Below are 23,736 nucleotides of genomic sequence, written 5' to 3' on the forward strand. Positions count from 1 at the left end.
CGTCATGGGGCTGGAAGCCCCATGACCGGAGACGGAATGCGCCTTAGCGGGAGATGCCCTGGTAGTATTCGCCTTCGCCGCCCTGAACAACCTGCGGCCTGGCATCGTAATTGTGGACCGAGCCGGTGGACGTACGGTCGACATATCCGGCTTCCGAACCGCGGATGTTCAAGGCGGAGCTACCGGCGGCCTTGGGAGCGCGTTCGGTAAACAGCGGGGTCGGGCTGATGCCTTCGTAATAGCTGCCGCCGGCAAAGGCGGCGGAGGCGCCGCCGAGAACGGCTGTTGCAACGAGAGCTGCGGCGAGTGCGGTGTGGATCGTGGTTTTCATCGTCTTTGCTCCTGGGAGGCTCGTTCGCTTGAACGAGGGTTTCATCAAAACTACGTTTGGCCGGATCGGTCTTTCCTGGAACGCGGTGGCCTTGCCGATGGCGTTCAGTCGATCGAGGCGGTCGGAAGAGCTTTCGCTGCCCTTCGCTTAAACAGATGGTCCCTCACGATGAGGATGTGTAGTATCGATTGTCGGAACGCGTTGTTCATGAATTGATAACAATGGCCCCTTGAAATCCGCGAACCAGACATCCACGCGCCGGGCCGAAACTGCAGTCGCGACGCACCTCTTGCCTTCCGGCTCAAGTCCGGGCAAAAGGCCGCAATGATCCAGATTTCCGGCCTTTCCGCCCGCATCGCGGGCCGTCTCCTCATCGAAAACGCATCCGTGACGCTTCCGGCGGGCACGAAGGCCGGGCTAGTCGGACGAAACGGTGCCGGCAAGTCGACGCTGTTCCGTATCATTACCGGTGAGTTCGCTTCGGAAGCCGGCACAATTTCGCTGCCCAAGAATGCGCGGATCGGCCAGGTCGCACAGGAAGCGCCCGGCACCGAGGAACCGCTGATCGAGATCGTGCTCAAGGCGGACAAGGAACGCACGGCGCTGGTCGCCGAGGCGGAGACCGCGACCGACCCGCACCGTATTGCAGAAATCCAGACCCGGCTCGCCGATATCGGCGCCCACTCGGCGGAGGCGCGTGCGGCGAGCATTCTCGCCGGCCTCGGCTTCGATCACGAAGCGCAGCTGCGCCCTGCCTCCTCCTTCTCCGGCGGTTGGCGGATGCGCGTGGCGCTCGCAGGCGTTCTCTTCTCCGAGCCGGACCTGCTGCTGCTCGACGAGCCGACCAACTATCTCGACCTCGAAGGTACGCTCTGGCTCGAAGATTACATTCGCCGCTATCCGCACACCGTCATCATCATCAGCCACGACCGCGATCTGTTGAACACGGCGGTCAACGCCATCGTGCATCTCGACCAGAAGAAGCTCGCCTACTATCGCGGGCCTTACGACCAGTTCGAGCGACAGAAGGCGGAAGCCGACGAGTTGCAGATGAAGGCGAAGGCCAAGAACGACGCGGCGCGAAAGCACCTCCAGAGCTTCATCGACCGCTTCAAGGCCAAGGCCACCAAGGCCCGCCAGGCGCAGAGCCGCGTCAAGGCACTGGAGCGCATGGGTACGATTGCGGCCGTGATCGAGGATCACGTTCAGGGCTTCTCCTTCCCAGAGCCGGAGAAAGAGGCCGCATCGCCGATTATCGCCGTCACCGGCGGAACCGTCGGATACGAGCCCGGCAACCCGATCCTCAAGCGCCTCAACCTGCGGATTGACACCGATGATCGCATCGCGCTGCTCGGCTCGAACGGCAACGGCAAGTCGACCTTCGCCAAGTTCATCTCCGGGCGGCTGGCGCCAGAATCCGGCGAGTTGAAGATCGCGCCGAACCTCAAGGTCGGCTTCTTCGCGCAGCACCAGCTGGATGATCTGATCCCGACCCAAAGCGCCGTCGAACATGTGCGTCGTCGCATGCCGGAAACACCGGAAGCCAAGGTGCGCGCCCGCGTGGCGCAGATGGGCCTGGCGACCGAGAAGATGGAAACGCCTGCCAAGGACCTCTCGGGCGGCGAGAAAGCACGCCTGCTGATGGGGCTGGCTGCCTTCGACGCGCCCAACCTGCTGATCCTCGACGAGCCGACCAACCATCTGGATATCGACAGCCGCAATGCGTTGATCACCGCGCTCAACGACTATTCCGGCGCCGTGATCCTGATCTCGCACGACCGCCACCTGATCGAGGCGACCGCCGACCGGCTGTGGCTCGTGCGGGACGGAACGGTGACGAGCTACGACGGCGACCTGGAAGACTATCGGAGCCTGATCGTCGGCGGCCCTAAGGCCAAGGAGGACAAACCCAAGGCAGCCGGAGCGGACGATTCCCTGTCAAAGGCGGACCAGCGCAAGGCCAACGCGGACAAGCGCGCATCGCTGGCACCTCTCAGAAAAAAGATCAACGAAATCGAATCGCTGACGGGAAAGCTGGAGAAAGTGATTCAAGCGCTCGACGCTGAACTCGCCGACCCAACGCTTTACGAAAAGTCGCCGGCGAAGGCCGCGCAGAAGGCCAAGGAACGCTCCGACGCAGTCGACAAACTTGCGCATGCCGAGGAACAATGGCTCGAGCTCTCGTCCGAGTACGAAGAGGCGATGGCCATCTGATCCGACACTTTCGAAATGGCTGTCCCGGCACGTCGCCGGTCAGCCGAGTTCGAAGGTGGTGATGCCGTAGATGCGGGCGAGCGGCAGATCGGGCACGACGCCTCGATACATCCGCGCCGTTTCGAAAACCGGTTTCATGTTGTAGCGCTCGCAGAGCGCACGCGCCGAGGCATTCGGCTCGGGAATGTCCAGGTGGATCTCCTCGCCCTTCACCGTCGCAGCCAGCTTTCGAAACACCAGGTCGGCTGCCGTCTCGCTTTCGGAAAAGAGCGGACCGATCCTGTAGCCCTGCCGGCAGGCGCGCAAGGTGCCGTAGCCGGCAATCGCACCGTCCCGGAGCAGCACGACGCTTCGTCGCGTACGGCCCGGTCTCAGCCATTCGGTGAGAAAAGTGTCGCGCCGGGCTGGCATGAAGCGACGGTCGTAGTCGATCAGCATCGGCATGTGGATCGGCGCAACCTCCACCAGGTCCGTACCCGGAGGCTCGACCGCGTCGACGATGCCGCCATAGCGGATATTGGCGTGGGCGAGAACGAAGCCAGACCGCCGGTAGTTCTCCTGCTCGGCAACGACACCGTCGAGACCGACAATGCGTTGTCCCGCCGCCGCCAAGGCGTGCTGCCACATCTGGCCGCCGATACCCTGCCGGCGGAAATCCGGTGCCGTTATGTAGAAGCCAAGGAAGGCATAGTTCTCGTCGTAGCGCACCAGCGATATGGCGGCTGCGAGCTTGTCCTCGCGCTCCGTCACCCAGTATCCTTCCGGATCCGCCGCCCAGAATGCCGCCGCATCGTCGAGCCCCGGGTTCCAGCCTTCGCGGGCCGCCCAATCGATGATGGCATCGAGTTCGTGGCGGCTGGCATGGCGGATTTCGTGGTGCATAATCTCTCCTCGTTCTGCCGGTCACCGCGCGTGTCGCGTTTGCTGCACATGTGGATTGGCATCATGGATTGTAGAAGCTACTGCATGCTCCTTAAATCCTATTCGATTTAAGGATAAAAACATGCAGCAATTCAAAGTGCTACAGCGACCTTTGCGCGTCTGATAAGACGCGCGGCGCTGTAGGGCACAGGAGGCCAGAAAGAATGGGTCCGTTGCCGTTTGTTTGGCGTTCAGCAAACCGGGCTCGCGTCTCTTCGGCAGTGCTTGCCCGCGCCGCGCAATCTGCTACAAGAACCGACAATAAATCATACTAATATGAGCGAAACACCATGCCTCCAATTCAAATCGCGCTTGTCGGCGTCGGCAAGATCGTTCGTGACCAGCACCTGCCGGCCATTGCCAAGAACGACGACTACCACCTGATTGCTGCGGCGAGCCGCCACGGCACCGTCGATGGCATCGATAATTTCAAGTCGATCGAAGCGATGCTGGAGGCCGTTCCCGCAATCGACGCGGTATCGCTCTGCATGCCACCGCAATACCGGTATGAGGCCGCGCGCACGGCCCTTGAGGCCGGCAAACATGTCTTCCTCGAAAAACCGCCAGGCGCCACATTGAGCGAAGTCGCGGATCTGGAGGCTCTGGCTGCATCTAAGGGGCTGTCACTGTTTGCAAGCTGGCATTCGCGCTATGCACCGGCAGTAGAGGCAGCGAAGTCGTTTCTCACCGCGACCGCAATCCACGATGTGAAGATCATCTGGAAGGAGGACGTGCGGCACTGGCATCCGAATCAGGAATGGATCTGGGCGGCCGGTGGCCTCGGTATCTTCGATCCGGGTATCAATGCGCTGTCGATCGTAACGCATATCCTGCCACGGCCGCTGTTCATAACCGCAGCCACGCTGGAATTCCCGGAGAACCGCGACGCCCCGATCGCCGCCACGATCGCCTTCACCGACGCGAACAAGCTGGCGGTTTCGGCAGAGTTCGACTGGCGCCAGACCGGTAAACAGAGTTGGGACATCGTCGCGCAGACCGCATCAGGCGAAATGGTGCTTTCGGAAGGTGGCGCAAAGCTCTCGGTCGACGGCAAGATTGTGCATGAGGAGCCGGAGCAGGAATATCCGATGCTCTACAAGCGCTTCGCCGAAATCATCAGGGCCAAGACGTCGGACGTCGATCTGGCGCCGCTGCGCCATGTCGCCGATGCCTTCATGCTCGGCCGACGCAAATTCGTCGAAGCCTTCCACGACTAGGCGTCCGGACAGGATCGAAAAACAAAACCCGCGGTTTGCCGCGGGCTTTGTCTTCTTGAAGCCGTTCTTGCGTCGCTCAGGCCTTCTTTTCCCAGCGTCCGTCACGGTTCTGTTGCCAATAGGTGAGGTTGTGGCCCTCACCCTTCAGCCGCTTCCAGTGACCGCGAGCGGCTTCGAGCTGTTCCTGGTCGTAGCCGTCGAACATGAAGACGATCCGCTCGTAAGTATCGACCGGTGGCGGGTTGGCACCGTCGACGACGAAGCGAACGGTTGCGGCATTGTGATTGCCATCGTCCGCCACCAGGAGAACCGGCTGCTCGGCAGCGAGTTCCCCGGCATCTGTCCCGTGCGGCAGGAAACTTTCGTCCCTGTAAACCCAGAGATGCGTATCGAGCGCATCGCGCCTCTCGGCATCGACCGTCTGCACCACCACCCTCCAGCCGCGCTCGACGCTTTTATCGAGCAGCGGTGGAAGTGCGTCCTCGAGCTTCGATTCCGTCAGGTGATAGAAAAGGACCTCGATCACACCGATCTCTCCACGACCTTCACCGCGGCTCACGATGCCGCTCAGGACTCATAGCTCGCGCGGACCAGCTCATCGAGCAGGCGAACGCCGAAGCCGGAGCCCCAGGATTGATTGACTTCGTCGGTCGGCGAGCCCATGGCGGTTCCGGCGACATCGAGATGCGCCCAGGGCGTATCCTTGACGAAACGCTGCAGAAACTGCGCCGCCGTAATCGCGCCGCCATGACGTCCGCCGGTGTTTTTCATGTCGGCAAACTTGCTGTCGATCATCTTGTCGTATTCCTTGCCGAGCGGCATGCGCCAGAGGCGCTCCTGCGTGGCAATGCCGGCGGCCAACAGCTGGCCGGCCAGGCGGTCATCATTCGAAAACAGGCCGGCGTGATGGGTCGCGAGCGCAACCATGATGGCGCCTGTCAGCGTCGCAAGGTCGATCATGGCCTGCGGCTTGAAGCGGTCGTTGCAATACCAAAGTGCATCGCACAGAACGAGACGTCCCTCGGCATCGGTGTTGATGACCTCGATCGTCTGCCCTGACATCGAGGTGACGATGTCGCCTGGGCGTTGTGCGCTGCCATCCGGCATGTTTTCCACAAGCCCGATGATGCCGACGACGTTGACCTTGGCGTGACGGGCAGCGAGCACGTGCATCAAGCCGGTGACGGCGGCAGCACCACCCATGTCGCCCTTCATCTCTTCCATGCCGGCCGCGGGCTTGATCGAAATGCCGCCGCTGTCGAACACGACGCCCTTGCCGACGAAGGCGACCGGGCGATCCTTGGACTTGCCGCCCTTCCACTGCATCACGACCAGCCGCGGCGGACGCGTCGAGCCCTGGGCAACGCCGAGCAACGCACCCATTCCAAGCTTCTTCATTTCCTTTTCGGTGAGGATTTCCACCTCGACGCCGAGCTTTTCCAGCTCCTTCGCCTTGGCGGCGAACTCCAGCGGACCGAGGACGTTTGCCGGCTCGTTGACCAGGTCGCGGGCGAGAAATACGCCCTCGCCGACCGCCTGCGCCGTCGCAAAAGCCTTCTTCGCTGCAATCACCGCGCCGGTAACGATCGTCACCTTGACCGGCTTGCCTGCCGGCTTGGCATCGTCGTCCGCTTTCTTCGTCTTGTAACCGTCGAAGCTGTAGGCGTTCATTTCCATGCCGAGCGCAAAGTCGGCCGCCGCCTTGCCGGTGACATCGAGGTCGGGGACGTCGATGAAGATCGTGGCCTTGTCGGCTCCACGCAATTTTGCGGCTGCCGCGCCGCCTGCCTTCAGCCAATCGTGATCGGTCAATGCATCGGTGTCACCAAGACCAAGAACCACGATCCGGTCCGCGGGCGAGCCATGCGGGGCAATGATATCGAGGGTGGAGAATGCCTTGCCGCTGAACTTCTTGACCTTCGCCGCCTTGGCCAGCACGCCTTCCGGATCGGCGACATCGGCGCCCGCCGCCTGTCCTGCGGCGGCTTTCAGGAGGACCGCAACACCACCCGCCGGGCGATGGGACTTGGCGAAGGTGAACTCAAATTTCATAGACATTACAAAACTCCGGGCATTTTTCGGTCTTACACGACCCGCCCTGTTACCGGGGGGTGACAGTGACAAACATTCGCTGCGTCTACCACCGTCAAAGCTGTGGTCGGCACCCTTCTCGCTTTTCAACGGCTTGGCAAGATGCCCGCAGATGTTTACATGCGGTTAACCGAGGTTCTTCGTCTTAAATTATCCCAGTTGCTTTACGATTTGAGCAGCGCCGGACGTGAGACGGAAGCTCGGTTCCCGCTGATGGCGGCGGCAGCAACAGGCGTTTCGATGCGGCGGTGCGGCACAGAAACATGAGCATGGATTTGGACCGGAAACGGACATGAAGCTGATCGAACGCTACATTTTCCGGCGTGCCCTGACCATGTTCCTCGCTACGCTTTTGCCGTTGCTCGGCATCGTGTGGACGACGCAGGCCCTGACCAACGTCAACCTGGTTACCGATAGCGGGCAGTCCGTCTTCGCCTTCCTGAAGCTGGCAACGCTCATTCTGCCGTCGGTCGTGCCGATCATTCTGCCTTTCGCCCTGGTGATCGGCGTAACCCAGACGCTCACGACGATGAATACCGATTCGGAGCTGACGGTGCTGAACGCGGCCGGAAGCTCGCGCATGACCATCATCCGGCCGATCATCTATCTCGCCGCTGGCCTTAGCGTCCTGTCGTTCGTGGTCGACAATTTTGTCGAGCCCTATTCGCGCGTCGCTGTGCGCAAGATGCTAGCAACGGCCAACGCCGACCTGCTTTCCTCGGTCGTCCAGGAGAACGCCTTCCGCAAGATTACTGACGGCCTCTATGTCCAGGTTGGCGGCCGGCGCGGCGGTGGTGTGCTTGAGGGGATTTTCGTTGCCGATTCGCGCAACCCGGCTTTCGAGCTCGTCTATTATGCGCGCGAAGGTGCCGTGGACGAGAAAAGCTCGGCGCTGGTCATGAAGGACGGCGAAGTCCAACGCAAACTGCCGGACGGCGGCGTGTCGATCATCAAATTCGATTCCTACGCCTTCGATCTGGCCGACATGACGAAGGCGACCCGCGAAGCGACGATACGCGCCAAGGATCGCGACCTTCCCAATCTTTTCAATCCGGATCCCAATGATTCTGTCTACCAGGGCAACCCGCTTGCCTTCACCGCCGAACTGCACCGCCGCCTGACGGAATGGACGTTCCCGCTGGTGTTCGGCCTGATCGCGCTTGTCTTCTGCAGTGATGCACGCTCGCACCGCGAGGCGCGCGTCCATCCGATGGTCAGCGCACTCGGCTCTGCCCTCGTCATCCGATGGATGACGTTCTATGCGGGCAACAGCGCCGAGGATTCCGTCTGGTTCGTTCCGTTGATGTATATCGTGCCCCTTGCGACCGGAGCGCTCGCCATTCACCAACTCGCCAGCAACCGGCGTCTCGACATTCCGATGACCTGGCAGGAAAAGCTGTCCGAGCTGATGGTTCGCCTTCGCCTCGTGCGCCCCTCATCTGACGGGAGCAACGCATCATGATTTTCACCACACTCGGCCGCTACTTTCTGACCCGTTATGCTGTCACGACCTTCTGGTTTCTGGTCGGCATTTTTTCGCTGGTCTTCATCATCGACTTCAGCGAACAGGCGAGCCGCCTGTCCAACCTTCCGCATTATTCGGTCACCGGCGCGTTGCTGATCAGCGCGTTCCGGATCCCGACCATCCTGCAACAAACCGTGCCCTTCGTGGCACTCTTCTCGGCGATGGCGGCTCTGATCTCGCTCAACCGCCGCTACGAGCTCGTGGTTACCCGCGCCGCGGGCATTTCGGTGTGGCAGTTCCTGCGCCCGTTCGTGCTTGGCGCCTTCCTGTTCGGCGTACTCGCCGTGCTTGCGCTAAACCCGCTCGCAGCCTGGGGCACGAAGAAGGAAGAGACCCTGCTTGCTGCCCTCGGGTCATCGCGCACCTCGGATGCCGGCTCGATTCCCTGGCTGCGACAGATCTATGAAGGCACCGATACGATCATCGGCGCACGCTCGGTTCAGGATGGCGGCACCACACTTCTGAACGTCACCGTCATCCACTTTGATCCACAGGGTTCGATCATTCTGAGACAGGATGCCGCCTCCGCTAAACTCGAAGATGGTTACTGGCTTCTTAATGGCGTAACGGAAACAAGCAGCGGACAGCTGCCTCGCCGTCTGCAAACGGCACAACTCCGCACGAATCTGAAGCCAGAGTTTGTTCAGGAAAGGCTTGCAAAGGCTGATTCCATTCAGTTTTTCGACCTTCCGCGGAAGATCGAGGTGGCGCGCTCCTTCGGCTTTTCCACAAACGGCATGGAAACCCAATTCCACTCCCTGTTGTCACTGCCGCTGCTGCTTGTCGCCATGACGCTGATCGCTGCGTGCGTGTCGCTGAAATTTAGCCGGTTCAACCAATCGCGCTCGGTGATTCTCGGTGGAATCCTGTCGGGCTTCGTGCTTTATGTCGTCACCGTGCTTGTCAAAGCATTCGGGAGCAGCGGTATTGTACCTCCCTTCGTTGCAGCCTGGTTGCCAGTTGTTGTAGCGATGGCGCTGGGCTCGACGATTCTTTTAAATCAGGAGGATGGCTAGTGGCGGTAGGCAACCGCAAACGTACAAAGCTGATCAACGCTGCCCTGCTCGCAGGAGTGGCGCTGCAGACACTTGCCATGGGAATGAGTGCACCCGCGCTCGCGCAGCAGACGTCGGAGCGCCTTGATTCGCTGCGCCCGAACATGCCGGAAGATGCCAAGCTGCTTCTGTCCGCCAATGAGCTTGTCTATAACAAGGACGCCGAAAAGGTCATCTTGCGCGGCAACGTGCAGATCGATTACGGCGGCTACAAGATGGTGGCCCGACAGGTCGAATACGACCAGAAATCGGGCCGCATTCATGCCACCGGTGAAATCCAGTTGATCGAGCCGGGCGGCAATGTCGTCTATGCCGAAAAGATGGACGTCACCGATGACTTCGGCAACGGCTTCATTGATGCCTTGCGGATAGAGACGACCGATCTGACACGGCTTGCTGCGACCAGCGGCGAACGGCGGAACGGCGAAGAATTCATCCTCAACGAGGCCGTTTACACCGCGTGCACGCCCTGCACGACGAAGCCCGATCACCGTTCGCTGTGGCACATCAAGGCCCAGCGCGTCGTCCAGAATGGACGTACGCGGACGATACGGCTGGAAAACGCCCGTTTCGAGCTTTTTGGCAAGCCCATCGCCTATATTCCGGTGATGGAACTGCCTGATCATACGGTCAAGCGCAAGAGCGGCTTCCTGTTCCCGCAGTTTCAGTACACACAGAAGCTCGGCGCAGGCGTGGGCGTCCCCTACTATTGGGCGATCTCGCCCTATATGGACGCGACCGCCACCGTGACGGGCCTGAGCCGCCAAGGCTTCCTGCTCGAAGGCGAGTTTCGCCAGAGCTTCCACAACGGCCTTCACACCTTGCGCTTCGCCGGCATCAGCCAGCTCGACAAGAGCCGCTTCACGCCTGGTACGGTCGACGCGCTTGAAACGAACCGCGGCATGGTCGCTTCCAGGGGCGTATTCGAGATCAATCCGCGCTGGAGCTTCGGCTGGAACGTCCTCGTCCAATCCGACAACAACTTCGCCAAGACCTACGAACTGTCGACTTTCGACGGAACGACCTACGTCAACCAGGCGTATCTGACCGGGCTTGGCAAGCGGAACTTCTTCGACCTGCGCGCCTTCTATTTCGATATCCAGGACGCAGATCCGAACAGCATCGCTGAAAACCAGCAGCCTACCGCGCAGGTTCTGGATTATTCCTACAAGGCGCCAGAGCCGGTATTGGGAGGCGAACTTTCGGCGACGGTGAACCTCACCAACATCAAGCGAAACCGGCTTGACCTTGACGCCGTTCCAGACGTCAACAGGTACCTAGGTCTCGAGGGCACGTCGCACCGCCTCACGGCCGAACTCGAATGGAAGCGTACCTACATTGCTCCGGGCGGGTTCGTGCTGACGCCGTTGCTTGCCGCGCGCGGTGATGCGCTCGGCCTGAACATGACGGATCCGGGGCCTGGTTATGCCGGGGATTATGACAACAGCGACGCCGCGACGCGGCGGATGCTGACGGCGGGCCTCGAAGCGCGCTATCCGATCCTCTTCGTCGGCGACAACAGCAGCCACGTACTCGAGCCGATCGCCCAGATCTATGCCCGTCCCGACGAGCAGCATCCCGGTGGCCTGCCAAACGAAGATGCGCAGAGCTTTGTCTTCGACGCGACGAACCTGTTTGATCGCGACAAGTACTCCGGCTTCGACCGCATCGAAGGCGGCACGCGCGCCAACGTCGGTCTTCGCTATACCGGGACATTCGACAGCGGCTACGGCTTGCGCGGCATCGTCGGCCAATCCTACCAGCTTGGCGGTTTGAACTCGTTCGCAACGGAAGACTTGGTCCAGGCGGGAGCGAATTCGGGCCTCGAGAGCACACGGTCCGACTACGTCGCCATGTTCGGTGTCGATGCGCCGTCTGGCCTTATGGCCAGCCTTTCCGGCCGTCTCGATGAAGAGGACCTGGCGCTGCGTCGCGCCGATGCCACCGTGGGGTATCTTGGCCTTACCTGGCAGGCGGCAATGACCTATACGCGCATCGAGGCGCAGCCGCTTTACGGCTCGCTCGACAACCAGGACGAAATCCAGACCGCGGCGGCCTACAGGTTCCACGATTACTGGTCCGTCTTCGGCGCGATAACCTACGACATCAACAACGATGTCATCTCGCGCAATGGCTTCGGCATCACCTATGACGATCAAGACACGCTGTTCTCGCTCGTCTACAAGCAGGAACGCGATACCGACAACACGATTGCGAACGACTGGTCGATCGGCGCCCGCATCAGCTTCCGTACGCTTGGCGACGTCAATGTCGGCGACACGAAGTTCGAAGAGCTGGACTACTATTGATACGCTTCGATCCGAGGGGCATTCGCCACATGTTTGCCCCTCTGCCCGCTGTCGGGCCGGCCAAACGGTCTTGTCATCGTTTGGCCGCATGTATTATGCATTCCCTCCGACAAGATAGAACAACGGCGTGAGCCGGGCTGCGGATCGAAGCACCAGGCTTCGCCCGCGCGAAGGACAGGAAAAGATGATGGGCGGGAAAATGTCGATCTTGAGGACGCTTTCGGCACTGGCTTTGGCCGGCAGCCTGAGCATTGCCGTTTGCGCCAGCGCGCAAGCTGCAAGCCAGGTGACGGTAACGGTCAACAACACCGTGATCACCTCCGGCGACGTTGCCAAGCGCGTCGCCTTCCTTCGCCTGCAACGCCAGGCTGGTGGCGCAGAAGAAGCCAAGAAGCAGCTCGTCGACGAGGTGCTTAAGCGTGGCGAGATCGCGCGGATCGGCCAGTCGGTCAGTACGCAGGACGTGGACGCGGCCTATGCGCGCTTTGCAGCCGGCAACAAGCTCTCGCCGGAGCAGCTCGGCAAGATTCTCGATCAAGCCGGCGTTGGTTCCGACCATTTCAAGCAGTTCATCGCGGTGCAGATGAGCTGGCCTCGCGCCGTCAACTTCCGTTTCGGCAACTCAGGTCGCCTGCAAGGCGCTGATCTCGTCAAGCGCATGATGGAAGGCGGAGGCACCAAGCCGGTCACAACGGAATACTATCTCAAGCAGGTCATCTTCGTCATTCCGGAGAAGAAGCGCGGCGCCATCACCGGCAAGCGTCAGGCGGAAGCCAACGCAGCGCGTGGTCAGTTCCCGGGATGCGATACCGCCAAGGTTTTCGCGGCAAACTACCGTGACGTTTCTATCCGCGATCTCGGCCGCATGCTTGTCCAGCAGTTGCCGGACGAGTGGAAGCCGCTCGTCGAGAAGGCCGGCGACGGCAACACGACGGGAACACGCGTGACCGAAAAGGGCGTCGAATTCCTGGCGATCTGCAAGAAGCGCCAGGTCAATGACGACACCGCAGCCGAAATCGTCTTCCGCGCCGAGGACATCGGCAAGAAGAAGGCCGGCGGTGAAGACCCGAACAGCGAAAAGTACCTCGAAGAACTGCGCAAGAAGGCGCAGATCGTCAACAAGTAAGATCAGCGGGCAAAAATGCGTGACACGACCGGCGGGCCCCTTGCCCTGACCATGGGCGATCCTGCCGGGATCGGACTCGACCTTAGCCTGACCACCTGGCTTGGCCGCCGTGAACGCGCGACCCCGCCATTCCTTTTCATCGGTGACCCCACAGTTCTCGCGGCGCGGGCAGCATTGCTCGGGCATACGGTTGCGATCCGCGAGACCGATTGCCGGGATGCCGTCTCCATTTTTGCCGACGCCTTGCCCGTTCTGCCGGTGCGCTGCCCTTCTCCCGTCATTGCTGGCGAGGCCGATTCTGCCAACGCTCCGGCCGTAACGGGGTCGATTGACACAGCGGTACAGCTGGTCATGGATGGCGAGGCTTCAGCCGTCGTCACGAACCCGATCGCCAAGGCCGTGCTCTACGAAGCCGGCTTCCGCTTCCCCGGCCATACCGAATACCTTGCTGATCTCGCGGAGAAGGCCACCGGCGAGCCCCTGTTGCCGGTGATGATGTTGGCCGGCCCCAAGCTTCGTGCCGTGCCGGTGACCATCCACATCCCGCTGAAAGACGTGCCCGCCCAGCTCACGGCAGATCTGATCTATCGAACCTGCACCATTACCGCGGCGGATCTTCGCACGCGCTTCGGCCTCGACAGGCCGAAGCTGGCACTCGCCGGGCTCAATCCCCACGCCGGCGAAGGTGGAGCGCTGGGCGCCGAAGACGATGCCATTATCCGTCCGGTCGTCGAACGGCTGCGCGCCGAAGGCATCGATGCAACCGGGCCTCTGCCCGCCGATACGATGTTTCACGACCGCGCGCGTGCGACCTATGACGTGGCGATCTGCATGTATCACGACCAGGCGCTCATCCCCGCCAAGGCACTTGGTTTCGACGATAGCGTCAATGTCACGCTCGGCCTCCCCTTCATCCGCACGTCGCCCGATCATGGCACCGCCTTCAGCCTCGCCGGAAAGGGCATTGCCAGGGACGACAGCCTGCTCGCAGCCTTGAAGCTCGCGGCAGAACTTTCCAACAATACCGCAGGAGTTATCGTCTGATGGCCGCTCTCGACGGGCTCCCGCCGCTTCGGGATGTCATCCAACGCCATGGCCTCGACGCCAAGAAGGCGCTCGGGCAGAACTTCCTGCTCGATCTCAATCTCACACAGAAGATTGCCCGGACGGCCGGCCCGCTCGAGGACGTGACAGTCATCGAAGTCGGCCCAGGCCCGGGCGGCCTGACGCGAGCAATCCTAGCACTTGGCGCAAAGAAGGTAGTGGCGATCGAAAGGGACGCGCGCTGCCTGCCGGCGCTTGCCGAAATCTCCGGCCACTATCCGAACCGTCTCGATGTCATCGAGGGTGACGCGCTCAAGATTGACTTTGAGGAGATCACCGGTGGTGGCCCGGTCAAGATCATCGCCAACCTGCCCTATAATGTCGGCACGCAGCTTCTGGTCAATTGGCTGCTGCCAAAGACATGGCCGCCCTTCTGGCAGTCGCTGACACTGATGTTTCAGCGCGAGGTAGGCTTGAGGATCGTGGCCGACGCTGACGACGATCATTACGGGCGTCTGGGGGTTCTGTGTGGCTGGCGAACGAACGCCCGCATGGCCTTCGACGTGCCGCCGCAGGCCTTCACGCCCCCGCCCAAGGTGACATCCTCGGTCGTGCATCTGGAGCCGGTCGCCAATCCGATCCCCTGCGCGGTGTCGTCTTTGGAGAAAGTGACGCACGCCGCCTTCGGCCAGCGCCGCAAGATGCTCCGCCAGAGCCTGAAGCCGCTTGGTGGCGAAACGCTGCTGGCAAAAGCCGACATCAATCCACAGCGGCGCGCCGAAACGCTCTCCGTGGAAGAATTCTGTCGGCTGGCAAACTGCCTCTAGAGCATTTCCAGGAAAAGTGCGAAGCGGTTTTCCGTCAGGAAATGCATAAAAACAAGGAGATAGAGCGTTTCTGCGACTCCGCTTAAACCGGAAACGCTCTAGCGCATGTCGCCCGAAAGGGCGCTGCGGCTTTGCGGGAGCGGCAAACGTACCCGCGATAGCAATATCTACGGATGGCCGGGATTGCCGGCCATGCCTCCGGTCAGAACGGGTTTTCCGTCAGAAGTCCATTGACGAATTCGAACAGGCCCGGGCGGCGATCTCGGCGCAGGCGCTCGGCCTCGACGATGGCGCGTACCGCCGAGAAGGCGCGGTCGAGATCGTCGTTGAGAACGATATAGTCGTACTCGCGCCAGTGCTCGATTTCTGCACGTGAATTGGCCAGACGCGTGGCGATCACTTCCTCGCTGTCCTCGGCGCGACGATGCAGCCGCGATTGCAGCTCGGCCATCGACGGCGGCAGGATGAAGATCGAGACGACGTCGCCGGCCATCTTCTCCTGAAGCTGCTGTGCGCCCTGCCAGTCGATATCGAAAAGCATGTCGCGGCCTGCAGCCATCGCCGCTTCGACGGCGTCGCGCGGTGTGCCGTAGAAATTGCCGTGAACCTCAGCCCATTCCAGCAGCGAGTCGGTCGCCCGCAATGCTTCGAACTCGCGGATAGACTTGAAGTGATAGTGCCGTCCATCAATTTCGCTCGGACGGCGCTGACGCGTGGTCACGCTTACCGAAATGCTCATATCGGGATCGGCTTCCAGCAGATTGCGCGCGATCGTCGACTTTCCCGCACCCGAGGGTGAGGAAATGACCAGCATCAGCCCGCGGCGGGCGATCTTGATGGGCGAAGGGGTCGCCGGTTTCATGCGTTACTCCAGATTTTGAACCTGTTCGCGGAACTGATCGATCACCACTTTCAACTCGATGCCGGCGGCGGAGACCACTGCCGCATTCGATTTGGAACAGATCGTATTCGATTCGCGGTTAAATTCCTGTGCCAGGAAATCAAGCTTGCGGCCGACCGGCCCGCCTTTCGACAAGAGGTCGCGGGCAGCGACAATATGAGAGCCAAGCCTGTCCAGCTCCTCTCTCAAATCGGCCTTGGTCGCAAGCAGTGCCACTTCGGCATGCAGCCGGTCGCGATCGAGCGAAGAGCCGCTGCCCATCACCAGCGCCACCTGCTGCGCCAGCCTTTCGGCAATTGCCCCCGGGCTGCGCGAGGGATCATTCTCGACTGTTGCCGTCAGTGCTTCGATGCTGCCGACCTGCGCCAGCAGGATCTGACAGAGCGCCCCGCCCTCTTCGGCGCGCATGCTGCGCAGATCGCTGAGAGCAAGCTTGAGGCCCGTCATGATATCGTCGTCGAGGGACGCGCGTTGCGCTTCACTCTCCTCGGGCTCACGGAAGTCGACAATGCCTCGGATCGCCAGCAGCGTGTCGAACTTGAGCGGTGCGGGATCGACGAGGTCTCCGAGCTGTTCGCGCAAGGTCAGGACAGCCGTCAGCGCCGCCTGGTTCACCACCGCTTCGACAGCGCTCTCCGCTCCACTGACGGACAGGCTGATCTGCAGATTGCCTCTTGAGAAAAATTCTGCAGTGAGCCGGCGCACATCCGGCTCGAACCGCTCAAGTCCCTGCGGCAGGCGAAGCCTGACATCGAGGCCCTTGCCGTTGACGGAGCGCAATTCCCAGGCCCAGCGATGCCGGCCGCTGCTGCCTTCTCTCCGGGCAAAGCCGGTCATCGATTGGAGCGGCATCCTCACCTCCGTGGCATTTTCTGGAAAAGCAATAAGGCGACGGCGCGGTATCCCGCAAGGGATATCCGCGCCGTGACAAGTCCGTCCACAATGCAGGCCGTTGTTACTGAGGCTGTGCCGTCGTTGCCGCGTCCTGGGCGGCCTTTGCCGCTTCGGCTGCCTTTTCGGCTTCGACCTTGCGCCAGCGGCGAACATTGGCGTTGTGTTCATCCAATGTCACGGCAAAGACGTGGCCGCCCGTGCCGTCGGCCACGAAGTAGAGTTCCGGTGTGCGCGACGGATTGGCAACGGCTTCAAGTGCGGCGCGGCCCGGGTTGGCGATCGCCGTCGGCGGCAGGCCCTTGATGATATAGGTATTGTAGGGCGTATCCTTATCGAGGTCCGACTTCAGGATCGGCCGGTCCGCCGGTTTCCCGTCACCGCCGAAAATGCCGTAGATGATCGTCGGATCGGACTGAAGGCGCATGCCCTTGTCGAGCCGGTTGATGAAGACCGAGGCAACACGCGGGCGCTCGTCGGCGCGTCCGGTTTCCTTCTCCACGATCGACGCAAGCGTCACGAACTCCTCGACAGTCGAGACCGGGAGGTTCGGATCGCGCTTTTCCCAGATCTGGTCGACAAGCGCCTTCTGGGCAGCCGCCATCTGCTGGACGATTTCGACGCGCTTGGTGCCGCGCGTAAACTTGTAGGTGTCAGGCTTCAGCGAACCTTCGGCAGGCAGCTCCTGCGGCAGGTCGCCGACGAGGACTTCGTCATCGGACAAGCGATGGAACATCTGCTTGACGGTCAGACCTTCCGGCAGCGACACGGAATAGAGAATGGACTTGCCGGATTTCAGGAGCTGCATGATCTCCTGCATCGATGATCCAGCCTTGATCTCGTACTCGCCGGCCTTCAGTGTGTCGTTGTCCAGGTAAGCCTCCGAGACGAACCGGAAGACGCGGCCATCGGTGATGATGTTGCCACGCTCGAGGCCGCTGGCGATCTCGCTGATACCGGCGCCGCTTCTGACGATGAAGTTCTTGTTGGCTTCGAGCGGGCCTGCTTTTTCGTACTGATGCATCGCATAATAGACGGTACCGGCCGCTGCGAGCGCGACGAAGACGATAACGGTCATGACGAAATTCAGGAAGATCACGACCTGGCTGCGCGCCTTGCGCGAACGCTTCGTAGGCGGCTGCGGCGCCTTCTCGGGGCGCAAGGCTTCGCTGGCCGATTTCGGAATGATCGGCCCGTTGTTCCCGGTGTCGCTGCGGCCGAATTGCGCCGCGCCGTTCTCGTTAGAGTCGCTCACGATTGTCCCGAACCCGAAATTCGCATCCTCATTCTAGCTGCCGCGGTGCGAATTTCGGCCTGGACCGTGGCAGGTATAAAACAAAACGTTTGAGCCGCAGCCATCCCCTTGGATTGGCAGTGGAATAAATGGTCTCGGCGCACCCGCCGGTCAACGGCGTTTTCGCTCGAAGACAGCCAGCATGCGCCCGGCAATAGCGATACAACAAACTGTCAGATGTGCCTTGCGCGAACATAGCCGTCAGGCAGCGCCAATCCCTGAAAAGGGCCGACACGTCCTCCTGCTACATGCTTGTAGCGAGCAATGCGGCAAAAGCAGGATCAACGGGCCAGTGACATGCATCGCCCCGTTGATAATTCGGCAATATCAAACGCCGGTGTAGCGGCGCAGAACCAGCGAAGCGTTCGTGCCGCCGAAGCCGAAGGAATTCGACAGCGCGACGTTGATTTCGCGCTGGCGCGCAACATGCGGTACGAGATCGATCTTGGTCTCGACGGAGGGATTGTCGAGGTTCAGCGTCGGCGGTGCGACGCCGTCGCGAATCGCCAGCGCCGAGAAGATCGCTTCCACAGCGCCGGCGGCGCCCAGCAGGTGGCCGATCGCCGATTTGGTCGACGACATGGAGATCTTCGAGGCATGCTCGCCGACCAGCCGCTCGACGGCGCCAAGCTCGATCGTGTCGGCCATCGTCGATGTGCCATGGGCGTTGATGTAGTCGACGTCTGCCGCCGTCAGGCCGGCGCGCTTCAGCGCCATCTGCATGCAGCGGTAGGCACCGTCGCCATCCTCGGACGGCGCGGTAATGTGGTAAGCATCGCCAGAGAGACCGTAGCCGGCGACTTCAGCATAGATCTTGGCGCCGCGCGCCTTGGCGTGTTCCAGCTCTTCAAGGATCACAATGCCGGCACCCTCGCCCATGACGAAGCCGTCGCGGTCGACATCATAGGGACGCGATGCCTTCTGCGGATCATCATTGTGCTGCGTGGATAGCGCCTTGCAGGCGGCAAAGCCGGCCAAAGAGATACGGCAGATCGGCGATTCGGCGCCACCGGCAACCATGACGTCGGCATCGCCGAGCGCGATCAGGCGGCCTGCGTCGCCGATGGCGTGGGCGCCGGTCGAACAGGCGGTGACCACAGAGTGATTGGGACCACGCAGCTTGTGGCGGATCGAGACCTGACCCGAGGCAAGGTTGATCAGACGGCCGGGAATGAAGAAGGGCGAAATGCGCCGAGGCCCCTTGTCGCGCAGCGTATAGCCGCCTTCGACAATGCCTTCGAGACCGCCGATGCCCGAACCGATCAGGACGCCGGTTGCAATCTGGTCTTCGTCGTTTTCGGGCTTCCAGCCGGCATCGGCCAGCGCCATGTCGGCAGCGGCCATCGCATAGACGATGAAGGGGTCAACCTTGCGTTGCTCCTTCGGCTCCATCCAGTCGTCGGCATTGAAGGTGTTGTTCGAGCCATCGCCGAACGGAATGCGGCACGCGATCTTCGCGGGCAGATCTTCGACTTCGAATTCCGTGACCTTGCGCGCAGCATTGTCGCCCGCGATCAGGCGCGCCCAAGTTGCCTCGGTTCCGCAACCCAAGGGAGATACCATGCCGGTACCGGTGATAACGACACGTCTCATAGTCCGCGACCCACCCTGACTGTTCAATTTCAGAGCCGGATCGGACCACGCGTGACGAACCCGATCCGTGCATCCATTTTAAGTTCTTGTAGCAACGATCAGAGGGAAATGCGGGACCGCTTTGCTGATCGAAAACCCGCGCCCAGCGCGAGACAGCCCACTTCCCCTGGGCTGATTACGGGCCGCTGAACGCGGCCCGCCAATGGCTTGATCGCAAAAGATCAGGCCTGAGCTTTTTCGATGAACTTGACGGCGTCGCCGACAGTCAGGATCGAATCCGCGGCATCATCCGGGATTTCGACGCCGAATTCTTCTTCGAATGCCATGACCAGTTCGACGGTGTCGAGCGAGTCCGCGCCGAGGTCATCGATAAAGCTTGCGCCTTCGCTGACCTTTTCGGCGTCGACGCCAAGATGATCAATAACAATTTTCTTTACGCGTTCTGCGATATCGCTCATGTCGGAGTTCCTCGACCTTCGTTTCTCTGGGCGCCTTTCTGGCACCGGTACTCTCAATAAGCCTGATAGACCAAGACGGTCCAACGGGCAATCCATCCAACCAGAACCGCGGCAAACCCAAGGCAGCCAAGGCTGCCGGACACCTGGCGGGGCCGGTCGACTGCTAACAGTCATGGCCCGATTAACACGGTTTAAGTCTGCCGCAAAGTGCGAAAATGCCTGACAATCGCTTGCTCAACATTGAATTTCAGGCATTTGGCCGGTGGTGTGCCGGAGCATTGCAGGCCAAGATCACGCCCGTTTCGCGTGCGTGGCATGCAGGCCCCGGACACCTCGTCAGATCATTGCCATGCCGCCGTTGACGTGTATGGTCTGGCCGGTGACATAGCCTGCCTCGTTCGAAGCGAGATAAACGACGGCAGATGCAATCTCGGCACCGGTGCCCATGCGCCTCATCGGGATCGCTCCCATGATGCCTTCCTTCTGCTTGTCGTTCAGCTTGCCGGTCATGGCGCTCTCGATGAAGCCGGGCGCAACGCAGTTGACCGTGACATTGCGGGTGGCGATTTCCTGGGCGAGCGACTTCGAAAAGCCGATCATGCCGGCCTTCGAGGCGCAGTAGTTGGCCTGGCCGGGATTGCCGGTGACGCCGACGATCGACGTGATGTTGACGATACGGCCGAAGCGGCGGCGCATCATCGGATGGGTCAGCTCGCGGGTCAGGCGGAACACGGCGGTCAGGTTGACCTCCAGAACATTGTCCCAGTCGTCGTCGCTCATACGAACAAAAAGGCCGTCCTTGGTGATGCCGGCATTGTTGACGAGAATGTCGACGCCGCCCAGTTCAGCCTCGGCCTTTTCGCCGAGCGCCTTGACTTCGGCGCGATCGGAAAGATTGGCCGGGAACAGCTGGACACGCTCGCCGAGTTCGTTGGCAAGCGCCTCGAGCTTTTCGACGCGCGTGCCGTGAAGGCCGACGATTGCGCCCTGAGCGTGCAGCATGCGGGCGATTTCTTCGCCGATACCACCGGATGCACCGGTTACAAGAGCCTTACGGCCGGAAAGATCGAACATCGGATTGATTCCTTATAACTGGAGCACTCAGGCCAGAAGCGCCGAGAGCGCGGTGTCGATATCGGCAGGCGTGTTGACAGTAATACCGGTGACTGACTTGTCGATCCGGCGGGCAAGCCCGGTAAGAACCTTGCCGGAGCCCACTTCATAAAGCGTCGTGACGTTGTTGGCGGCGAACCATTCCACCGTCTCGCGCCAGCGAACCTGGCCGGTGACCTGCTCGACGAGAAGGCGCGCAATCTCTTCGGCGTTGCTGACGGGAGCGGCCAGGACGTTGGCGATAACGGGCACGGACGGATTGTGCTTTTCGACCTTGGCAAGCGCTTCACGCATTGCCTCGGCGGCAGGCGCCATCAGGCTCGAATGGAAGGGCGCAGAGACCGGCAGCATCAGCGCGCGCTTGGCGCCTTTTTCGGATGCAAGTGCCGCAGCCTTTTCGACGGCCGCCTTCTCGCCGGAGATCACCAGCTGACCGCCGCCATTGTCGTTGGCGATCTGGCAGGAGCCGAGAGCAGAAGCTTCGCGGCAGATCGCGTCGACGTCCGCATGCTCAAGACCGATGATGGCCGCCATCGCGCCCTTGCCAACGGGCACGGCCGCCTGCATGGCGTTGCCACGGATGCGCAGCAGGCGCGCGGTGTCGGCGATCGAGAAGGTTCCGGCGGCACAGAGCGCCGAATATTCGCCGAGCGAATGTCCGGCCACGAACGAGACTTTGCTCTTCAGATCGAGGCCTTTGGCTTCGAGCACACGGATCACCGCCATCGATACCGCCATCAGCGCCGGCTGGGCGTTCGCCGTCAGCGTCAGCGTTTCCTCGGGGCCGTTCCACATGATCTCGGAGAGTTTTTCGCCGAGCGCGTCGTCGACCTCGGCAAACACTGCCGCTGCTTCCGGAAACGCGTCCGCCAGATCCTTGCCCATGCCGACAGCCTGGCTGCCCTGGCCCGGAAACGTGAATGCAATACTCATGGGATTGTCCCTTCCCTGGTTTTCCTCTCCATTCACATTCCTGACCGGCGAGTCAAGCGCGCGGGCCCGGCTTTGCGGGCTTCAGCCGGCCTTTTGCCCTTGATCTTCGCCAATCAAGGCGTAAGTTTGCCGCGCATCGCCGCCCTGCCCGATCGACCGTCCCCTGGGCTTGCGGCCTTCACCCAATTCTGCCGCGGGCACCCCTTTCCTCCCGGGTCGAGGCTCGCCTTTCACAAGGACCATCACTGCATGCGTTACAACACGCTTGGCCGGACCGGCATCAAGGTTTCCGAAATCTGCCTGGGCACAATGACCTGGGGCTCTCAGAATTCCGAGGCTGAGGCGCACGAACAACTCGACTATGCGTTCGACAAAGGCGTGAACTTCATCGACACCGCCGAACTCTACCCGACGACCCCGCTTTCCGCCAAAACCTACGGCAATACCGAGCGCATCATCGGCGAGTGGCTGGGCAAGCGCGGCCGCCGTGACGACGTCGTTGTCGCCACCAAGGTCGCTGGCTCCGGCCGCCCCTACATCCGCAACGGCGGCCCGATCACCCCTGAGGGCATCGGCGAGGCGGTCGACGCCAGCCTCAAGCGGCTGAAGACCGAATACATCGATCTCTACCAGATCCACTGGCCGAACCGCGGCCACTACCATTTCCGCAACGCCTGGTCTTATGAGCCCGCCAAGCAGAACAAGGCCCATGTGGCCGCCGACCTGAAGGCTATCCTCGAAAAGCTCGGCGACGTGGTGAAGGCAGGCAAGGTACGCGCGATCGGCCTGTCCAACGACACCGCCTGGGGCACGATGAAGCTGATCGACATGGCGGAGCGGCACGGGCTGCCGCGCGTTGCCTCGATCCAGAACGAATACAATCTTCTCTATAGGGCCTACGACCTCGACCTTGCCGAACTCTCACACCACGAGGACGTCGGGCTGCTCGCCTATTCGCCGCTCGCCGCCGGCCTGTTGACCGGCAAGTATCTTGACGGCGCCAGGCCGACTGGGTCGCGCCTTGCGATCAACGGCGATCTCGGCGGTCGCTTCACGCCACACCAGGAACCGGCCGTCGCCGGCTACGTGGCGCTTGCCCGCGAACACGGGATCGACCCGTCGCAACTGGCGATCGCCTTCTGCCTCGCCCGCCCGTTCATGGCGTCCGTCATCATCGGCGCAACCTCGATGGATCAGTTGAAGACGGATCTCGGCGCTGCCGGAATGACGCTGTCGCAGGATGTCATGAACGGCATTCGTCGCCTGCACCGGCTCTATCCGATGCCGATCTGAGCGCGAAACAGCAGATGGCCGTGCCCCAGACGAAAGCGGAATTGCTGAACGCCATCGAGACCGAATTCGCCAAGCTCGAGCGCGAACTCGATGGCATTCCGCCGGCGGGATTCGCCGAACCATCGCTCGATGGACACGCCAAGGGCACGATGATGAGCGTCGGCGACCTCGTCGCCTACCTCACCGGTTGGGGCGAACTGGTGGTCAAATGGATCGAATGGGACGAGCAAGGTCTGCCGGTCGACTTTCCGGAAACGGGGTACAAGTGGAACGAGCTCGGTCGTCTCGCGCAGAAATTCTACGGCGACTACCGAGCGCTCCCGCCTTCGGAACTCCTGTCTCGCCTCGCGGCCAGCAAGGACGCATTGGTCGCACTGATCGAGGCGCGTGACGATCAGACCCTCTACGGACAGGCGTGGTACGGCAAATGGCCGCTCGGCCGGATGATCCAGTTCAACACGTCCTCGCCCTATGCCAATGCGCGAGGTCGTTTGCGCCAGTGGAAGAAGCTCAAGGGAGCCGCTTAAAGGGCAAAGCGTGGCGAAAAGACCGCGCAAGCCTTGCCTTTCGATGAAATATGCGTATAAGCGCGCTGTTCGA

The 23,736-nt window shown here is 61.4% G+C and carries 21 protein-coding genes; 10 read left to right on the forward strand and 11 right to left on the reverse strand.

Annotated features, from left to right (window positions below; genetic code table 11):
* Window positions 1-43 precede the first annotated feature (43 nt).
* Window positions 44-331, reverse strand: a complete 288-nt coding sequence (locus ASD52_RS33130; RefSeq protein ID WP_025426469.1) for a hypothetical protein — start codon at window positions 329-331, stop codon at window positions 44-46.
* Window positions 332-655: 324 nt separating this feature from the next.
* Between ASD52_RS33130 and ASD52_RS33135 the strand changes: the two genes are divergently transcribed.
* Window positions 656-2,545, forward strand: a complete 1,890-nt coding sequence (locus ASD52_RS33135) for an ABC-F family ATP-binding cassette domain-containing protein (RefSeq protein WP_057211449.1) — start codon at window positions 656-658, stop codon at window positions 2,543-2,545.
* Window positions 2,546-2,584: 39 nt separating this feature from the next.
* Here the strand turns inward: ASD52_RS33135 and ASD52_RS33140 are convergent, their stop codons facing one another.
* Window positions 2,585-3,427 carry a GNAT family N-acetyltransferase gene (locus ASD52_RS33140; protein WP_025426467.1) on the reverse strand — a complete coding sequence of 281 codons (843 nt, stop codon included), beginning with the start codon at window positions 3,425-3,427 and terminating at the stop codon, window positions 2,585-2,587.
* Window positions 3,428-3,756: 329 nt separating this feature from the next.
* On the opposite strand from ASD52_RS33140, the gene ASD52_RS33145 reads away from it, so the two are divergent.
* Window positions 3,757-4,683 (forward strand): Gfo/Idh/MocA family oxidoreductase, encoded by a 927-nt coding sequence (locus tag ASD52_RS33145; protein ID WP_025426466.1) that lies wholly within the window; start codon window positions 3,757-3,759, stop codon window positions 4,681-4,683.
* A 76-nt stretch (window positions 4,684-4,759) separates the two neighbouring features.
* On the opposite strand, the gene ASD52_RS33150 is transcribed toward ASD52_RS33145, so the two are convergent.
* Window positions 4,760-5,209, reverse strand: a complete 450-nt coding sequence (locus ASD52_RS33150; protein WP_025426465.1) for a DNA polymerase III subunit chi — start codon at window positions 5,207-5,209, stop codon at window positions 4,760-4,762.
* A 41-nt stretch (window positions 5,210-5,250) separates the two neighbouring features.
* Window positions 5,251-6,741 (reverse strand): leucyl aminopeptidase, encoded by a 1,491-nt coding sequence (locus ASD52_RS33155; protein WP_025426464.1) that lies wholly within the window; start codon window positions 6,739-6,741, stop codon window positions 5,251-5,253.
* 325 nt (window positions 6,742-7,066) lie between these two features.
* Here ASD52_RS33155 and lptF point away from each other — a divergent pair, with 325 nt between their 5' ends.
* The 6 genes from lptF to rsmA all read left to right on the forward strand — a co-directional run bounded on the left by lptF (window position 7,067) and on the right by rsmA (window position 14,660).
* Complete coding sequence (lptF, locus tag ASD52_RS33160) at window positions 7,067-8,236, forward strand: LPS export ABC transporter permease LptF (protein WP_025426463.1); 1,170 nt, start codon at window positions 7,067-7,069, stop codon at window positions 8,234-8,236.
* Entirely contained in the window at window positions 8,233-9,315 is a 1,083-nt protein-coding gene (gene lptG / locus ASD52_RS33165; RefSeq protein WP_025426462.1) for an LPS export ABC transporter permease LptG, read from the forward strand. The genes lptF and lptG overlap by 4 nt, the downstream gene beginning before the upstream one ends.
* Window positions 9,315-11,663 carry an LPS-assembly protein LptD gene (locus tag ASD52_RS33170; RefSeq protein WP_025426461.1) on the forward strand — a complete coding sequence of 783 codons (2,349 nt, stop codon included), beginning with the start codon at window positions 9,315-9,317 and terminating at the stop codon, window positions 11,661-11,663. The genes lptG and ASD52_RS33170 overlap by 1 nt, the downstream gene beginning before the upstream one ends.
* A gap of 184 nt (window positions 11,664-11,847) precedes the next feature.
* A complete protein-coding gene (locus tag ASD52_RS33175; protein ID WP_057226526.1) occupies window positions 11,848-12,789 on the forward strand; it encodes a peptidylprolyl isomerase in 942 nt (313 codons plus the stop codon).
* 15 nt (window positions 12,790-12,804) lie between these two features.
* Complete coding sequence (gene pdxA, locus ASD52_RS33180; protein ID WP_025426459.1) at window positions 12,805-13,833, forward strand: 4-hydroxythreonine-4-phosphate dehydrogenase PdxA; 1,029 nt, start codon at window positions 12,805-12,807, stop codon at window positions 13,831-13,833.
* Entirely contained in the window at window positions 13,833-14,660 is an 828-nt protein-coding gene (gene rsmA, locus ASD52_RS33185) for a 16S rRNA (adenine(1518)-N(6)/adenine(1519)-N(6))-dimethyltransferase RsmA (protein WP_025426458.1), read from the forward strand. Before pdxA ends, rsmA begins: the two co-directional genes overlap by 1 nt.
* A 202-nt stretch (window positions 14,661-14,862) precedes the next feature.
* On the opposite strand, the gene gmk is transcribed toward rsmA, so the two are convergent.
* The 7 genes from gmk to fabD all read right to left on the reverse strand — a co-directional run bounded on the left by gmk (window position 14,863) and on the right by fabD (window position 21,843).
* Complete coding sequence (gmk, locus tag ASD52_RS33190; protein WP_025426457.1) at window positions 14,863-15,522, reverse strand: guanylate kinase; 660 nt, start codon at window positions 15,520-15,522, stop codon at window positions 14,863-14,865.
* A gap of 3 nt (window positions 15,523-15,525) precedes the next feature.
* Window positions 15,526-16,413, reverse strand: a complete 888-nt coding sequence (locus ASD52_RS33195; protein WP_025426456.1) for a YicC/YloC family endoribonuclease — start codon at window positions 16,411-16,413, stop codon at window positions 15,526-15,528.
* A gap of 103 nt (window positions 16,414-16,516) precedes the next feature.
* On the reverse strand, window positions 16,517-17,707 hold the full coding sequence (gene mltG / locus ASD52_RS33200; protein ID WP_025426455.1) for an endolytic transglycosylase MltG: 1,191 nt from the start codon (window positions 17,705-17,707) through the stop codon (window positions 16,517-16,519).
* A gap of 366 nt (window positions 17,708-18,073) precedes the next feature.
* Window positions 18,074-19,339: a beta-ketoacyl-ACP synthase II gene (gene fabF, locus ASD52_RS33205; protein ID WP_025426454.1), complete on the reverse strand. Its 1,266-nt coding sequence runs from the start codon at window positions 19,337-19,339 to the stop codon at window positions 18,074-18,076.
* A gap of 221 nt (window positions 19,340-19,560) precedes the next feature.
* Window positions 19,561-19,797 carry an acyl carrier protein gene (locus ASD52_RS33210; protein WP_003531676.1) on the reverse strand — a complete coding sequence of 79 codons (237 nt, stop codon included), beginning with the start codon at window positions 19,795-19,797 and terminating at the stop codon, window positions 19,561-19,563.
* Between the two features lie 336 nt (window positions 19,798-20,133).
* Window positions 20,134-20,871, reverse strand: coding sequence for a 3-oxoacyl-[acyl-carrier-protein] reductase (fabG, locus tag ASD52_RS33215; RefSeq protein WP_057211450.1), 738 nt, complete (start codon window positions 20,869-20,871; stop codon window positions 20,134-20,136).
* 27 nt (window positions 20,872-20,898) lie between these two features.
* Window positions 20,899-21,843 (reverse strand): ACP S-malonyltransferase, encoded by a 945-nt coding sequence (gene fabD / locus ASD52_RS33220; protein WP_025426452.1) that lies wholly within the window; start codon window positions 21,841-21,843, stop codon window positions 20,899-20,901.
* A 249-nt stretch (window positions 21,844-22,092) separates the two neighbouring features.
* Here fabD and ASD52_RS33225 point away from each other — a divergent pair, with 249 nt between their 5' ends.
* Complete coding sequence (locus ASD52_RS33225) at window positions 22,093-23,136, forward strand: aldo/keto reductase (RefSeq protein ID WP_057211451.1); 1,044 nt, start codon at window positions 22,093-22,095, stop codon at window positions 23,134-23,136.
* 14 nt (window positions 23,137-23,150) lie between these two features.
* Window positions 23,151-23,663, forward strand: coding sequence for a ClbS/DfsB family four-helix bundle protein (locus tag ASD52_RS33230; protein WP_025426450.1), 513 nt, complete (start codon window positions 23,151-23,153; stop codon window positions 23,661-23,663).
* Window positions 23,664-23,736 lie beyond the last annotated feature (73 nt).

It is taken from the genome of Ensifer sp. Root142, from assembly GCF_001426785.1.
GTDB classification, from domain to species: domain Bacteria; phylum Pseudomonadota; class Alphaproteobacteria; order Rhizobiales; family Rhizobiaceae; genus Ensifer; species Ensifer canadensis.